This is a genomic window from Aeromonas sp. R7-1, assembly GCF_040908115.1.
GTDB lineage: Bacteria > Pseudomonadota > Gammaproteobacteria > Enterobacterales > Aeromonadaceae > Aeromonas > Aeromonas caviae.
Genome location: NZ_JBFODD010000037.1, coordinates 134415 through 149797, shown reverse-complemented (window position 1 = coordinate 149797; position 15383 = coordinate 134415). Strand labels below are relative to the sequence as shown.

Here is a 15383-nt window from a genome sequence, read left to right as displayed (position 1 = left end):
TATATCTATACGCTCCGGTTCCTGCGCTGCTCTTTACCTTGCTGACGGCCTCTCGCGACAGACCGTGAACAGATTCTGAGCCGATGGGCGAAGCGGACTTCGCCCATCCGGGTCGGGCTTATTTCTTGTCGTCTTTCACTTCTTCGAACTCGGCGTCGACCACGTCGTCGTCAGCCTTGGCAGAAGAGGAGGACTGACCGGCGTCAGCACCGGCGGCGCCTTGCGCCTGAGCCTGCTGCTGGGCAATCTCCATCAGCTTCTGGGACGCTTCCAGCAGCGCTTGCTGCTTGGCTTCGATGGCAGCCTTGTCGTCACCCTTGATGGCGGATTCCAGCTCGCTCAGGGCCGTCTCGATCTTGGTCTTCTCGTCGGCAGGCAGAGCTTCACCGGCTTCGGTGACCTGCTTGCGCACGGAGTGGACCAGACCGTCAGCCTGGTTGCGGGCCTGCACCAGCTCTTCGAACTTTTTGTCCTCGGCCGCGTTGGCTTCGGCTTCGCGTACCATGCGTTCGATCTCGTCATCAGACAGACCGGAAGAGGCCTGAATGGTGATCTTCTGCTCCTTGTTGGTCTCCTTGTCTTTCGCGGAGACGTGCAGGATGCCGTTGGCGTCGATGTCGAAGGTCACTTCGATCTGCGGCAGACCGCGCGGTGCCGGGCGGATGCCTTCCAGGTTGAACTGACCCAGGGACTTGTTGTCGCTGGCGCGCTTGCGCTCACCCTGCAGCACGTGAATGGTCACGGCAGACTGGTTGTCTTCGGCGGTGGAGAACACCTGGGACTTCTTGGTCGGAATGGTGGTGTTCTTCTCGATGAGCGCGGTCATCACGCTGCCCATGGTCTCGATCCCCAGGGAGAGCGGAGTCACGTCCAGCAGCAGTACGTCGGTCTTGTCACCGGACAGTACGGCACCCTGGATGGCAGCACCCATGGCCACGGCTTCGTCCGGGTTGACGTCTTTGCGCGGCTCTTTGCCGAAGAAGTCGGCCACGGTCTTCTGAACCAGCGGCATACGGGTCTGACCGCCCACCAGGATGACGTCGTCGATCTCGCCAACGGCCAGACCGGAGTCTTTCAGGGCGACACGAACCGGCTCCAGGGAGTCTTTCACCATGTCTTCCACCAGGGATTCCAGCTTGGCGCGGGTCACCTTGATGTTCATGTGCTTCGGACCGGTGGCATCTGCTGTGATGTACGGCAGGTTCACGTCGGTCTGCTGGGCAGAAGAGAGCTCGATCTTGGCTTTTTCGGCGGCGTCTTTCAGACGCTGCAGAGCCAGCTGGTCATTGCGCAGATCGATGCCCTGCTCGCGCTTGAACTCGTCAACCAGGTAGTTGATGACGCGGTTGTCGAAGTCTTCACCACCCAGGTGGGTGTTACCATTGGTTGCCAGCACTTCGAAGGTGGTTTCCCCTTCGACTTCGTCGATCTCGATGATGGAGATATCGAAGGTACCGCCCCCTAAGTCATATACGGCAACCTTGCGCTCGCCCTTGACCTTGTTGACGCCGTAGGCGAAAGCCGCGGCAGTCGGTTCGTTGATGATGCGTTTGACATCCAGACCGGCGATGCGACCGGCATCCTTGGTGGCCTGACGCTGGGCGTCGTTGAAGTAGGCCGGTACGGTGATCACCGCTTCGGTCACCGGCTCGCCCAGGTAGTCCTCGGCGGTCTTCTTCATCTTTTTCAGCACTTCGGCAGAGATCTGCGGCGGTGCCATTTTCTTGCCTTTCACTTCAACCCAGGCGTCACCGTTGTCGGCCTTGGCGATGGCGTACGGCATGATTTTCAGGTCACGTTGTACTTCGTCATCTTCGAAACGACGGCCGATCAGACGCTTGATGGCGAACAGCGTGTTCTTCGGGTTGGTGATGGCTTGGCGCTTGGCCGGCTGACCAACCAGGATTTCGCCGTCATCGGCATAGGCAATGATGGACGGAGTAGTACGGTCGCCTTCCGCGTTCTCGATCACGCGAGCATGGTCGCCATCCAGAATAGCGACGCAGGAGTTGGTAGTACCCAGGTCAATACCGATGATTTTACCCATTTGACGAATCTCCAAATACTTTGAATAAACTGGCGAGGGGCTCGCCTTGATACGTTAACGGCTAGGTGGGGCCTGCCACTGTGGCTTTCAAGCTCCCGGCATCAAATTTTTTGTGCCGCCGTGGCCTTGCAACCTATATGGGGTCTCAAGTCGGCGCTTCAAGTCCGGCCCTGAAAAAACCTGCATACAGGCCACCTGACAGCCAAATGACGCCAGACACGTCTTTTGGCGCCACATCCAACAAAAAGCCCGCCAAGCGGCGGGCTTGGTGAGAACAGCGCGATCAGTCAGCGGACTTGGAGACCATCACCATGGCCGGGCGGATGACGCGGCCGTTGAGCTCGTAGCCCTTCTGCATCACGGCGATCACGGTGTTCGGCGCCACGTCGGCACTGGGCACCATGCTCATCGCCTGATGGGCATTGGGGTCGAACGGCTGGTTGGTCGGGTCCAGCGCCACCAGGCCAAACTTGGCCACGCCGCTCTGCATGGATTTCAGGGTCAGCTCGACCCCTTCAATCATCGGCTTGAGGGTGTCGTTCTCCTTGTCCGCCAGCTCGATGGCGCGCTCCAGGTTGTCCAGCACCGGCAAGAGCTCTGCGGCGAACTTCTCCAGTGCAAACTTGTGGGCTTTCTCCACGTCCTGAGCGGCACGGCGACGCAGGTTCTCCATCTCGGCGACGGCGCGAATGGCGCGCTCGCGCTCTTCCAGGGAAGCCTGCTGGGCCGCCTCCAGCTGGGCCTCCAGCTCGGCGATGCGGGCCTGCTCGGCTGTCACTTCACTGTCTACATCGGTCGGCTCGACTGGCTGGGCTTCCACTTGCTCCATCGCTTCAACCTTTTGTTCTTCGTGGCTCATGACATCTCCAATATTCAGGGGTTGCGTGTGAGGGTGGCTGGCGTTCAGACAAGCGACACGCGCCAGCAGACCCTGTGTTGGCGCTATTATGGGGACACAGCCCCGGCTTTCAAGGGGAAAAGGGCAGATCGGGCACAATGGCGCCCATCCGCGTGCCAGGCAGCCCCTTTTCGGGGCCGATTGCACCAACCGCCACGGAGGCAGACAAATCCCCGGCAAAGCGCGGTATACTCCCCCCCAAGACTCTCCCAGACCCGATAACCTATGGATTCTCCGTTCAAAACCGTTGCCCTCATCGGCAAGCCCCATCATGAGGGGGCCAACCAGACCCTGACCGGCCTGTACCAGTACCTGACCAGCCGCGGCTTTCGCGTGCTGCTGGAGAGCCGGGTGGCCCATACCCTGGGGCTGCTCGGGGAGAACGTGATGGATCTGGTGCAGCTCGGCGAGCAGGCGGATCTCGCCATCGTCGTCGGCGGTGACGGCAACATGCTGGGGGCCGCCCGGGTGCTGTCACGGTTCGATGTGGCGGTGATCGGGGTGAACCGGGGCAACCTCGGCTTCCTGACCGATCTCTCGCCCCAGGATTATCTGCTGCCCCTGGAGCAGGTGCTCTCGGGTCACTTCAAGAGCGAGCATCGCTTCCTGCTGGAGGCCGCCGTCTATCGCCACGGGGAGCGCAAGTCGAGCAACCTCGCGGTCAACGAGGCGGTGCTTCACCCGGGCAAGATCGCCCACATGATCGAGTTCGAGGTCTACATCGACGGCAGCTTCATGTACAGCCAGCGCTCGGACGGCATCATAGTGGCGACACCCACCGGCTCCACCGCCTACTCCCTGTCGGCAGGGGGCGCCATTCTCACCCCCAAACTCAACGCCATCACGCTGGTGCCCATGTTCCCGCACACCCTGAGCAGCCGCCCCATCGTGCTGGATGCGGACAGCGAAGTGCGGCTGCTGGTCTCGCCGGACAACCAGGACGACGCCATGCAGGTGAGCTGCGACGGCCAGGTCACCCTGGCGGTCCACCCGGGGGACGAGATCCTCATCAAGAAGAGCAGCCACAAGCTGCATCTGGTGCATCCGCTGGATTACAGCTACTTCCACGTGCTGCGCAACAAGCTCGGTTGGGGCAGCAAGCTCTTCTAGCCAGGCAACACCGGTGGCGAGGGTCTACCCCTCGCTGCTTTCGACCAGCCGAGGCGGTGCCGGCTCGAATGCCAGATGCACCCCGTTTCTCCCCGCTTCCTTCACCCGGTACATGGCAGCATCGGCTTTGGTCAGCATCAGTGCCAGGTCCGCCTCGGCACTGGCGCACACGACCCCCATGCTCACCGTGACCCCCTCGCAAGGCAGGCAGGCCCCCTGCCGGGAGCCCGTCTCTATCTGGCGGCGGATCCGGTCACAGATGTCGCGGGCCATCTGGCCGCTCACGCCCCCCATGATGATGGCGAACTCCTCGCCACCGATGCGCCCCACCAGATCATCCTTGCGTACCTCGGCCACCAGCACCCCGGCCACATAGCGAATGACCTCATCCCCGCAGCCGTGACCAAACTGGTCGTTGACCCGCTTGAAGTGATCGATATCCAGGACCACCACGCAGCGCGTCTGCCCAGGCATAGCCCCCTCTCCCTGCCTGAAGAGACCGCGCCGATTGAGCACCCCGGTGAGGGGATCCCGCTCCGAGAGCGCCAGCAATGCCTCCTCCGTCTCCACATAGGCCACCAGAGGCAGCAGCAACACCGAGCCGATGGTCAGCACCATGTGCATGAAGAAAATGAGATCGAGCCAACCTCCGTCTCCCATCCGCCCTTCGGCTCCCAGCAAGAGCAGCCCCCCCTGACTCAGCAGGATGGTGAAATGCAGCAGGTAAATGAGCGCCACCACATGGAGCACCCGCTTCTGTTGCCGGCCGAGAGAGACGATGAGGCAGGCGCACCACAGGTACAACATCGACTCCATCAGAGCCAGCACAATGCGCACGGGGGCGAGGCTGGACAGTCCCAGATAGAGCAGCAGCAACACCGCCACGCCTCCCCTCACGGCACGGGGATGCCATGCCCGCTCGTAAAGCGCACAAAAACCGGCGAGCAACAGCAGGATGCTCATGAGCGAGACCAGGCCGCCGACCCGGATGCCCAGCGCCGGATACCCTCCCAATACCCCCAGACTGAGCAGCAGGATGGAGAGGGAGAAGAGAAAAGCGGAGAGGGACCAGTACAGAAAGTTGCCTCGACCCGGCTTCAGGGAGTGGATGAACAGCATGATCAGCCCCGACATCAGGTTGATTGCCAGGGAGATCAGCAGCAGGGTTGGGGTATGGATCATCTTGACGCATCCTTGCGAAGAGGTCTGTACACAGCCCAGGCTCAACCAAGACTGTTTCGAGTGTGTCTCAGCCAGCCACTCACCACAAGAGAGCCCCTCAAGGTGGCTTCTCGCATCGCCTCAGCCCATGCCAGGTACGCAGGTTGATTTTGCAGGCCATCTGATCGGCGTCACACCCATGCCGCGGCCTTGACATCCTTGCCCTCCCCCTGTTTCGCAAAAATCCTCCCTGCCCACTTTACTGTATATAAGACCAGTATATACTGGATGCATACACAGTAATGTTGACCCATACAGGATGAGACCATGCTGACCCAGCTGACCGTCAACAACTTCGCCATCGTCAAGTTTCTCGAGCTCGATCTGCAACCGGGGATGACCTGCATCACCGGGGAGACCGGGGCGGGCAAATCCATCGCCATCGATGCTCTGGGGCTGTGCCTGGGGGAGCGCGCCGAAGCCAGCATGGTGCGCCCGGGCAGCGACAAGACCGAGGTGAGTGCCCGCTTCCTGCTGGAGGGTAATCCTGCCGCCCGGGCCTGGCTCGCCACCAACGAGCTTGAAAATGACGGTGAGTGCATCGTCCGGCGGGTACTGTCCGCCGAGGGGCGCTCTCGCAGCTATATTAACGGGGTTCCCGTCCCCCTCGCCCAGCTCAGGAACCTGGGTCAACTGCTGGTCAACGTCCACGGTCAGCACGCTCACCAGATGCTGCTCAAACCCGATTACCAGCTCGCCCTGCTGGACGGCTACGCCGGTCATCATCTGCTCCTCGACGATGTGCGCCGCCACTACCAGCAGTGGCGCCAGTTGCAAAACGAGCTCAACCGGCTCAAGGCCGAGCAGCAGCAGCGGGAAGCCCGCCGTCAACTCATCGAATACCAGGTGCAGGAGCTGGACGAATTTGCCCTTCAGCCGGGAGAGTTTGAAGAGATTGAAGAGGAGCATCAGCGGCTCGCCAATGGCACCGAGCTGATGCAGGAGTGCGGGTATTGCCTCGATCTGCTCTATGACAATGAAGAGACCACCATCGCCGGTCTGCTGCAGACGGCCGTGGACAGGGCCGAGACCCTGGTCGGCATGGACAGCCGGCTTGGCAACGTGCTCGGCATGCTCAACGAAGCCCTGATCGGCGTACAGGAGAGCCACAGCGAGCTGCGCAGCTATCTCGACCGGCTGGAACTGGATCCAGAGCGCTTCAACGAGCTGGAGAGCCGCCTCTCCAAGGCCATCAACCTGGCACGCAAGCACCATGTCAAACCGGCGGAGCTGGCCCTGCACCATCAGGAGCTGGCCGCCGATCTGGCCCGCCTCAACTCCGACGAGGAACGACTCGAGGGGATGGAAGACGAGCTGGCCTCGGCCCGCCAGGCCTTCGTGCAGGCCGCCGAGGCCCTGAGCCAGAGCCGCCAGCGCTATGCCGAGGAGCTGGGCGCAAAGGTAAGCGCCAGCATGCACGAACTGGCGATGCCAGATGGCCGCTTCGCCATCGAGGTGCGACCCGATGCCCAGAGCAGCCTCTCGCCCCTTGGCATCGATCGGGTGGAGTTCATGGTCACCACCAACCCGGGTCAGCCCATCCAACCCCTTGGCAAGGTGGCTTCCGGCGGCGAGCTGTCGCGTATCAGCCTCGCCATCGTGGTGATCAGTGCACGCAAGATCTCCACCCCGACCCTTATCTTCGACGAAGTGGATGTGGGGATCAGCGGCCCGACCGCCGCCGTGGTGGGCCGCCTGTTGCGCCAGCTCGGCGAATCCACCCAGGTGATGGTGGTCACCCACCTGCCCCAGGTGGCAGGCAAGGGTCACCAGCACATGGTGGTGAGCAAACACACCGACGGCAAGACAACGGAAACCCAGATGCAGGCGCTCACCCCGGGTGCCCGGCTCAACGAACTGGCCCGCCTGCTGGGGGGCGATCAGATCACCGACAACACCCTGGCCAACGCCCGTGAGTTGCTCGCAAGCTGACCACGGGGCGGGAGGGATGCCCTCCCGTCCATGTCGGCCCTTTCAGATTGACCGTGCCATCATCGCGCTGGCCAGTTGAAGCCTCTTGCCGACGGCGCCGGCCTGGTTGACCCATGCCGTGAGCCGCAAGCAAGAACGAGGGGCTGCCTTGGCTAATCCGCGGCACGTGTCTTGATGCTCAGTCTGAACCTGCCAGCCTGGTCATCACCCAGTCGGGCTTCCATCGCCATGGTCAGGACGCCACTCATCTTCGTTGCACTCATTCACATTTCGAACGGACCCACTCCTTCATTTTCCATTCAACTCAGTCTGTTATGATGATGTAAACGGACTCGGTACCTTCAGTTGCCATCGACAGAAGGTGACGCTTGATGCAAACACACCGGGTTCGTTTGAGCTGACATTTCGCGGGAAGGGAGGATGGGAGCGCGCTTCCGCCGTCTGACCCGCACCTGCCAAGGAGAACTGCTTATGAGCCCGACCAATATTGTGCTGTTGCTGGAAGGCAAGGATTACGAGCAGGAGACACTGGCCAAGGCGAGCCGTCTGGCACAAGGGCTGGGCGCCAACCTAACCTTGTTGCACCTGACCCACAGCAGCAAGACCCGTCGCAATAGTCTGTCCCTGTCACAAGAGGAGCGCAGCCCCCAGGGCACCCTGGATGCCAAGGCGATCATCAGTGAACTCATCACCCAGCTGTCTCATCCGGTGGATTACCAGTGCCTGGTGGTGGATGACGTGGTGCCGGATCTCCAGCGCTGGCTGACCGCTCACCCCGCCGACCTCTTGCTGGTCGGCAGCCGTCATCACTGGATGGAGGGCTCGCTGGCCCGTCTGCTCCTCTACAAACTGCCCCTCGATATCCAGATCTGCCACGAGCCTCACGCCGCCTTGCTCAAAGCCGTCGGTTGACACCACAAGACCCGCTCCCTGAGCGGGTCTTCTTGTTTCTGACGCCCCGCCGTCACCCTCCCCCAGCTTGACCTCCTCCACTGCGTCACCGCCAGAACCACACGATTTCTTACACATTGCTCGCTTCTTTTTGAGGGCCATTTGCTGCACGATATGGCCCTTGCACGCCTTCGCTCGTTTCGTTCAGGTGATAAATGAAAGCTCTTCGAAAACCCGGCAAGCTCGCCCTGCTCGCCCTTGTGCTGATCCCTCTCGTCACCTGGCTGGCCTGGCCAGGCAACACACCGGACCCGGTACTGACCGCAACGGTTACCCGACAGGATGTGGAGCAGACGGTGCTCGCAAGTGGCGTACTGCAGGCCATCGAGCAGGTGGATGTGGGGGCCCAGGTCTCGGGTCAGGTCACCTATCTCGCGGTGGAAGCGGGTCAACAGGTCAAACAAGGAGAGCTGCTGGCGGAGATCGATCCCCTGATCGCCCAGAACAACCTCAAGACCGCCGAAGCTGAGCTGGCCAGCCGCCGCGCCCAGCTCAAGATCAAGCAGGCACAGCTCAAACAGAACGAGCTTGCCTGGCGCCGCCAGCAGCAGATGTTTCGGCAGGAAGCGAGCTCTCGTGCGGATCTGGAGAGCGCCGAAGCCCAGCTTGCCGTCACCCGGGCCGAGCTGCAAAGCGCCCAGGCCGATATCGACAACGCCATCATCAAGGTGGAGCGCGCCAAGACGGAGCTCGGCTACAACCGCATTCAGGCCCCCATGGATGGTACCGTCGTCTCCATCGTCACCCGGCAGGGGCAGACCCTGGCCGCCAGCCAGACGGTACCGACCCTGCTCAAGCTCGCCAATCTCGACACCATGACGGTCAAGGCCCAGATCTCCGAAGCGGACGTCACCCGTGTCAAGGCGGGCATGCCGGTCTATTTCACCCTGATAGGGGATCCGGATACTCGCTACCACGGTACCCTGCGCACGGTCGAGCTGGCCCCCACCAACATCAATGAGCAGACGGCCAGCACCACGGCCACCAGCAATGCGGCCATCTACTACTATGCCCTGTTCGATGTGCCCAACCCCGGCCATCAGTTGAGGGTCGCCATGACGACCCAGGTCACCATCGTGCTCGGCGAGCGCAAGCAGGTACTGACGATTCCCCAGACCGCCCTCGGCAAGAAGATCGGCGACAACGAGTACGAGGTCAGCCTGCTCAAGGCGGGGGACCAGAGAGAGACCCGCCGCATCAAGACCGGCATGAAGGATGACATCAAGATTGAGGTGGTGAGCGGCCTGACCGAGCAGGATAAGGTGATCCTGGAGCAGGGCAAGCCGGCCCTGCACGATGAAGGGGAGATGGAGCCGTGAGCGAGCCCCTGATCCGTCTCAAGGGCATCGAGCGGCGCTACCAGAGCGGAGAGCACGAAGTGACCGTGCTGCACCCGCTGGATCTCGCCATCGATGCCGGGGAGATGGTGGCCATCGTCGGCGCCTCCGGCTCCGGCAAATCGACCCTGATGAACCTGCTGGGCTGCCTCGATCGCCCGAGCGGCGGCCAGTATCTGTTTCGCGGCCAGGATACCGCGACCCTGGATGCCCTCTCCCTGGCACGGCTGCGCTGCCACCACTTCGGCTTCATCTTCCAGCGCTATCACCTGCTGCCCCATCTGGATGCGGCCGCCAACGTGGAGATCCCCGCCATCTATGCCGGCACCGCCCGCCTTGATCGCCAGGCCCGTGCCCGCACCTTGCTGACCCGCCTGGGACTGCAGGATCGCAGCCACCACAGACCCGGCCAGCTCTCCGGCGGTCAGCAGCAGCGGGTCAGTATTGCCCGGGCGCTCGCCAACGGCGGCGAGGTGATCCTGGCGGACGAACCCACCGGCGCTCTCGACAGCCAGAGCGGCAAGGAGGTGATGGCCATCCTCAAGGAGCTGCACGCCCAGGGCCACACCATCATTCTGGTGACCCACGACATGGCGGTGGCAAGCCATGCGGATCGCATCATCACCCTGCGTGACGGGCGGGTAGTGGAGGACAGCGGCCATCGGGCGACCGATGACAACGCAGCCTCCCCATCCGGGGCGCCGGCCCACCCGCAGCCAGGTGACGGCAGCCAGCTGGCCCCTCCCCCTGTCGGGCAAGATGTACAGGGAACAGGCGCCGCCGTCCGCACCGCAAGCCGGGGCTGGGATCGCTACCGGGAGGCGGGGCGCATGGCCCTGCACGCCATGCTGGCCCATCGCATGCGCACCTTCCTCACCATGCTCGGCATCATCATCGGCATCGCCGCCGTGGTCAGCGTGGTGGCGCTCGGTCAGGGGGCGCGCGCCAAGGTGATCGACGACATCAACGCCATGGGCACCAACACCATCGACATCTTCCCCGGCAAGGACTGGGGAGACGAGAAGGCCGCCAGCATCCAGACCCTGAACGAGCGGGATCTCGACGCGCTGCTCGGCCAGCCCTATCTGGAGGGGGCCAGCCCCCAGATAGCGACGTCGGGCCAGCTTCGCTATCGCAACAAGACCAGCAGCGGCAGCGTGATCGGGGTCGGCAACGACTTTTTCCGGGTCAAGGGGATGACGCTCACCCAGGGGCGCCTGCTTGATGAGCGGGACATTCGCAACCGGACGGCAGTCGCCGTGGTGGATGGCAAGACCATAGAGAGCCTGCTCGGCAAGGTGGACCCGGTCGGCCAGGTGGTGCTGGTCGGCACCCTGCCGGTGCGCATCGTGGGGGTGGTCACCCAGGAGACCGGCTTTGGCCGCAGCAGCCAGTCGGTCAATGTCTGGCTCCCCTACAGCGCCGTCATGAGCCGTCTCCTCTCCCAGCAGCACTTCACCCAGATCACCATCCGGGTCAAAGACGGCGTCCAGCCCGCCCTGGCCGAGCAGGCGGCAGTCGCCCTGCTCACCCAGCGCCACGGCGTGAAGGACTTCTTCACCTTCAGCAGCGACAGCATCGTCAAATCGGTGGAGAAGACCACCGCCACCCTGACACTGCTGGTCTCCGCCATCGCGGTGATCTCCCTCATCGTCGGCGGCGTCGGGGTGATGAACATCATGCTGGTCTCGGTGGTGGAGCGCACCCGGGAGATAGGGATCCGCATCGCCGTCGGCGCCCGCCAGTCCGACATACTGCAACAGTTCCTCATCGAGGCGGTGATGGTCAGCCTGCTGGGGGGGCTGCTCGGTATCGGCCTCGCCCTGCTCATCGGCGCTCTCTTCTCCCTGCTCGTGGAAAGCTTCCAGATGCGCTTCTCGCTCTTCTCCATCCTGATGGCCTTCGGGTGCTCCTCCCTCATCGGGATCCTGTTTGGTTACCTGCCCGCCCGCAATGCGGCCAGGCTCGATCCGGTGGAGGCACTGGCGAGGGAATGACGATGCACAACCTATCAAGGCTCGGGCTAAGCCTGATGCTCACCGCCAGTCTCGGTGCCTGCAGTCAGCAGAGCACCTATCACAGACCCGATCTCGACGTGGCGCCAGCATGGCAGCAGGAGAGCCAGGGTCTCACCGTGCAGCAGGCAGGCCCCTGGTGGCAGGGATTCCAGGATCCCGCGCTCGATCGCCTGGTCGAGGCGGTGCTGGCCGCCAACCCGGACATGCGGGTGGCCGGGCTCAAGCTCAAGAACGCCCTGCTCGGCGCCGATCTGGCTGACACCAACCTCACCCCCTCGGTCAGCGCCAATCTCGGGGCCAGCGGCACCAAGAACATGAAAGATGGCAGCGCCAGCAGCAACCTGGGCCCCTCCCTCAACCTCAGCTACGAGGTGGATCTCTGGGGCAGACTGGCCGCGGCAAGGGATCAGGCGAGCTGGGAAGCACAGGCCAGCGAACAGGATCTGGCCGCCACCCGGTTGCTGCTCATCGGCAAGACCCTGGAGCAATACTGGCAACTGGCCTACCTCGGCTCGGCCATTACCCTGGGCACCCAGCAACTGGCCAATCTGGAGCGCATTGAACGCCTGACCCGCGCCAAATACGAAGCGGGCGCCGTGACCCGACTCGATCTGGTACAGGCCAGCCAGCAGAAGGCAGGCAAGCAGGCGGAGCTCGCCACCCTCACCCAGCAGCGGGCACAGGCGGGCAATGCTCTTCGCCTGCTGCTGGGCCGCAGCAGCGGGCCGCTCGCTGACGCTCCCGACGCCCTGATCATGGGCCCGATCCCGTCCCTGGCGGCCGGCATTCCCGCCGATGTGCTGGCCCGGCGGCCCGATGTGCGCGCCGCCGAACTCAGGCTGCGCAAGACCCTTGCGAGGGGAGACGAGATCCGCACCGGCTTTTATCCCACCCTGAGCCTGACCGGCGGTGCCAGCACCACCTCGGATACCCTGACCCAGGTGCTGCAAAATCCAGTCGGCACCCTGGGCGCCACGCTGGCGCTCCCTTTCCTCGAGTACAACAAGACCCGGCTCTCCATCGCCAGCGCCGACATCGACTACCAGATTGCCGAAACCGAATTTCGCAAGCAGCTCTATACCGCGCTGCTGGAAGTGGAGGATGGCCTGGCCGCCCGTCAGCAAGGGGAACAGCGGCTGCGCTATCTGGAGCAGCAGAGGGCCTATGCCCGGGAGGCCGAGAGGCTCGCTAGCGCTCGTTTTCTGGCCGGTGCCACCGGGGTGCAACCCTGGCTGGATGAGCAGAACCGCCTGTGGGATGCCGAGCTCGCCCTGCTGGCACAGCAGCAGGCCCAGCTCAACAACATGGCAGGCATCTATCGGGCGCTGGGGGGAAGCGATCGAACCTGACCCAGGCAGAGAGTGTGGGATCGCGATGGACATCCCGAGGAGGTCAATCGCGACCCATTCTTCCCACAAACCAATTGATAATAGTTTTCATTTCATCAAGAATGGGCGCCATCATCAGCCAGGAGTATGCCCATGTCTCAACCCGCCCCGGCCAATCGCCCCCGCCTGCTCACCGTCAAGCATGTTCAGGATGTGAGCCCGCACCTGCGCCGAATCTGCCTGACCAGCCCCGAGCTTGTGGACTACCCCTTCAGCTGTGGCGGTGCTCATGTCAAGATCATGCTGCCCCGACCGGGTCAGCGCGAGATAGTGTTGCCCACCCCCACCGACAAGGGGCCTCGCTGGCTCGATCCCGCCCAGAAACCCGTCATTCGCACCTTCACCATACGCGCGTTTCGCCGGGAGGCGCTGGAGCTCGACATCGACTTCGCCCTGCACGGCGAGGCCGGCCCCGCCAGTCGTTTCGCCCTGCACGCCAAACCGGGTGACAGGCTCGCCATCTCGGGTCCGGGCGGTCCCGACCCCATGCTGCAAATGGCCGAGCACTATTACATGGCGGGGGATCTCACCGCCCTGCCCGCCATCAGCGCCATGGTGGAGGTGATGCCGTCCCATGCCCGCGGCCATATCGCCCTGCTGGTCCCCCATCAGGACGACGTGCAGGATCTGTCGCTGCCGGCCGGCGTCGACCTGCGCTGGTTCGTGGGCAATCCGGAACAGGCCGCGACCCTGGTGGCGCATTTCACCGCCCAGTCCATGGTCGCAGAGGGGAGCTATTTCTGGTTTGGCGGGGAAGAGAGCCTGGTCGTGCCGCTGCGCCGCCACGTCAGACGTGCCCTGGATGCCGAGCGCCAGCGGGTCTACGCAGTCCCCTACTGGCGCAGCGGCAAGGATGAAGACGCCTACCACCAGGACAGGCACGCCGTGATGGACAGCTGATCCCCTCTTTATCTTGTGACTGGCGGGCTTCTTCCCTCGGGGAAGCGGCCTGCTTTTGCTGCGGTTCCCCCGCCATCGTTCCCTCTCCCCCCATCTTCGCCTGGCGATTTCATTGCGCTTGCATTTGAGACAAACACCAAGATAATGACAATCATTCTCAACAACTGCGATGAGCCGTGAACCTGTCTGCTCCCAACGGGATGGCGCATACGGGTTCCCCATCGCACACATGCACAGCAAGGTAACTCCAGATGGCAGTTTTGAATTCGGTCATGCGCGCCTTCGCCATAGAGGCGCTCCCCACCCCTGCCGAGCTGCTGGCGCAGCACCCCTGTCCGGTCGACATGGCCCGGCACATCGACAACCAGCGCCATCAGGCACGCCGGATCCTGGCAGGTGAAGACGATCGCCTGCTGGTCGTGATTGGCCCCTGCTCCATCCATGATCCCGTCGCGGCCCTGGACTATGCCGGACGGCTGGCACGACTCGCCACCGCCTATGAAGACAGCCTTCAGATAGTCATGCGCGCCTATTTTGAAAAGCCGCGCACCACGGTGGGCTGGAAGGGGCTGGTCTTCGATCCGCACCTGGACGGCAGCAACGACATCAATCGGGGATTGCATCTGGCACGCCAGGTGCTGCTCGACATCAATGGGCTGGGGCTCGCCACCGCCACCGAATTCCTCGACACCACCAGCTTTCTCTATCTCGCCGATCTCGTCAGCTGGGGCGCCATCGGGGCACGCACCACGGAGTCTCAGGTCCACCGGCAATTGGCCTCCGCACTGCCCTGCCCCGTGGGATTCAAGAACGGCACGGACGGCAATATCCGGGTCGCCATCGATGCCATCCAGGCCAGTACCGCCTCCCACCTCTTCACCGCCCCCGGCAGCCAGGGCGGCATGGTGGTGATCAAGAGCGAAGGCAATCCCGACGGCCATATCATTCTGCGTGGCGGTACCCTGCCAAACTACCACCAGAGCGATGTGGCGGAGGCAGCAGACCGCCTCACCCGCCAGGGACTCCCCCCTCGCCTGATGGTGGATTGCAGCCATGGCAACAGCCAGAAGCTGCACACGAACCAGCTGAAGGTCGCCAAAGAGCTCTGTCGCCAGCTGAGCGAAGGGAGCCAAGCCATCGCCGCCGTCATGGTCGAGAGCTTCTTGCTGGGAGGAAACCAGAAACCGGCACCTCTGGGTGAGCTGCAATACGGTCTGTCAGTGACCGATGCCTGCCTCTGCTGGGAAGAGAGTAAACACCTGCTTGCCATGCTGGCAGAGGCGGTCCAGGCCCGTCGCCGCACCCGGAGAAAATACACACACGCCGTTCAGTCTGAGCTCGGACAACCCGTCATCTAGCATTCGGTTTATTTGTTTGCCACCAATCCGTGTCTGCCTCATCCGCACATTGTCCGGCATCGTGCGGATATATCGCAGAAGAGCGGTGTCAAACAGACCATAAATAGAGGGGATAAATTAATAGGCGGTGGGCGTCATGCATCAGCATGAAAAAGAGACGGGCCGCTCAGGCGTACAGATGAGTATCCACCGCCGCTATTTCATTCTGTCACAGCAGGTATCC

General features: G+C 62.9%; 11 protein-coding genes. 8 read left to right on the top strand and 3 right to left on the bottom strand.

Annotation, left to right across the window (positions count from 1 at the left end; genetic code table 11):
* Positions 1 to 118 precede the first annotated feature (118 nt).
* Positions 119 to 2047: a molecular chaperone DnaK gene (dnaK, locus tag AB5Y51_RS08815; RefSeq protein WP_010673646.1), complete on the bottom strand. Its 1929-nt coding sequence runs from the start codon at positions 2045 to 2047 to the stop codon at positions 119 to 121.
* 283 nt (positions 2048 to 2330) lie between these two features.
* The gene (grpE, locus tag AB5Y51_RS08810) at positions 2331 to 2906 is read right to left on the bottom strand and encodes a nucleotide exchange factor GrpE (protein WP_029314044.1); all 576 of its coding nucleotides are present in this window, start codon (positions 2904 to 2906) and stop codon (positions 2331 to 2333) included.
* A gap of 264 nt (positions 2907 to 3170) precedes the next feature.
* On the opposite strand from grpE, the gene nadK reads away from it, so the two are divergent.
* Positions 3171 to 4055: an NAD(+) kinase gene (gene nadK, locus AB5Y51_RS08805; RefSeq protein WP_010673644.1), complete on the top strand. Its 885-nt coding sequence runs from the start codon at positions 3171 to 3173 to the stop codon at positions 4053 to 4055.
* Positions 4056 to 4079: 24 nt separating this feature from the next.
* On the opposite strand, the gene AB5Y51_RS08800 is transcribed toward nadK, so the two are convergent.
* Positions 4080 to 5237: a GGDEF domain-containing protein gene (locus AB5Y51_RS08800; RefSeq protein WP_279473663.1), complete on the bottom strand. Its 1158-nt coding sequence runs from the start codon at positions 5235 to 5237 to the stop codon at positions 4080 to 4082.
* A gap of 306 nt (positions 5238 to 5543) precedes the next feature.
* Between AB5Y51_RS08800 and recN the strand changes: the two genes are divergently transcribed.
* From recN to AB5Y51_RS08765, 7 genes are all read left to right on the top strand, one after another.
* Entirely contained in the window at positions 5544 to 7208 is a 1665-nt protein-coding gene (gene recN / locus AB5Y51_RS08795) for a DNA repair protein RecN (RefSeq protein ID WP_042014248.1), read from the top strand.
* A gap of 471 nt (positions 7209 to 7679) precedes the next feature.
* The gene (locus tag AB5Y51_RS08790) at positions 7680 to 8120 is read left to right on the top strand and encodes a universal stress protein (RefSeq protein WP_041213254.1); all 441 of its coding nucleotides are present in this window, start codon (positions 7680 to 7682) and stop codon (positions 8118 to 8120) included.
* Between the two features lie 194 nt (positions 8121 to 8314).
* Positions 8315 to 9478: a macrolide transporter subunit MacA gene (gene macA, locus AB5Y51_RS08785; protein ID WP_368178296.1), complete on the top strand. Its 1164-nt coding sequence runs from the start codon at positions 8315 to 8317 to the stop codon at positions 9476 to 9478.
* Complete coding sequence (locus tag AB5Y51_RS08780) at positions 9475 to 11493, top strand: MacB family efflux pump subunit (protein WP_182975942.1); 2019 nt, start codon at positions 9475 to 9477, stop codon at positions 11491 to 11493. Before macA ends, AB5Y51_RS08780 begins: the two co-directional genes overlap by 4 nt.
* Positions 11490 to 12863 carry an efflux transporter outer membrane subunit gene (locus tag AB5Y51_RS08775; protein ID WP_368178295.1) on the top strand — a complete coding sequence of 458 codons (1374 nt, stop codon included), beginning with the start codon at positions 11490 to 11492 and terminating at the stop codon, positions 12861 to 12863. Before AB5Y51_RS08780 ends, AB5Y51_RS08775 begins: the two co-directional genes overlap by 4 nt.
* A 132-nt stretch (positions 12864 to 12995) precedes the next feature.
* Complete coding sequence (locus AB5Y51_RS08770; RefSeq protein WP_368178294.1) at positions 12996 to 13802, top strand: siderophore-interacting protein; 807 nt, start codon at positions 12996 to 12998, stop codon at positions 13800 to 13802.
* A gap of 251 nt (positions 13803 to 14053) precedes the next feature.
* Positions 14054 to 15160 carry a 3-deoxy-7-phosphoheptulonate synthase gene (locus AB5Y51_RS08765; RefSeq protein ID WP_368178293.1) on the top strand — a complete coding sequence of 369 codons (1107 nt, stop codon included), beginning with the start codon at positions 14054 to 14056 and terminating at the stop codon, positions 15158 to 15160.
* The last annotated feature ends 223 nt before the right edge of the window (positions 15161 to 15383 follow it).

Bases quoted from the DNA above. Each gene is read 5' to 3' on its own strand.
- AB5Y51_RS08790 (WP_041213254.1), top strand. From the start codon at position 7,680: ATGAGCCCGACCAATATTGTGCTGTTGCTGGAAGGCAAGGATTACGAG.
- nadK (WP_010673644.1), top strand. From the start codon at position 3,171: ATGGATTCTCCGTTCAAAACCGTTGCCCTCATCGGCAAGCCCCATCAT.
- AB5Y51_RS08765 (WP_368178293.1), top strand. From the start codon at position 14,054: ATGGCAGTTTTGAATTCGGTCATGCGCGCCTTCGCCATAGAGGCGCTC.
- AB5Y51_RS08800 (WP_279473663.1), bottom strand. From the start codon at position 5,237: ATGATCCATACCCCAACCCTGCTGCTGATCTCCCTGGCAATCAACCTG.
- recN (WP_042014248.1), top strand. From the start codon at position 5,544: ATGCTGACCCAGCTGACCGTCAACAACTTCGCCATCGTCAAGTTTCTC.
- grpE (WP_029314044.1), bottom strand. From the start codon at position 2,906: ATGAGCCACGAAGAACAAAAGGTTGAAGCGATGGAGCAAGTGGAAGCC.
- AB5Y51_RS08775 (WP_368178295.1), top strand. From the start codon at position 11,490: ATGACGATGCACAACCTATCAAGGCTCGGGCTAAGCCTGATGCTCACC.
- AB5Y51_RS08770 (WP_368178294.1), top strand. From the start codon at position 12,996: ATGTCTCAACCCGCCCCGGCCAATCGCCCCCGCCTGCTCACCGTCAAG.
- dnaK (WP_010673646.1), bottom strand. From the start codon at position 2,047: ATGGGTAAAATCATCGGTATTGACCTGGGTACTACCAACTCCTGCGTC.
- macA (WP_368178296.1), top strand. From the start codon at position 8,315: ATGAAAGCTCTTCGAAAACCCGGCAAGCTCGCCCTGCTCGCCCTTGTG.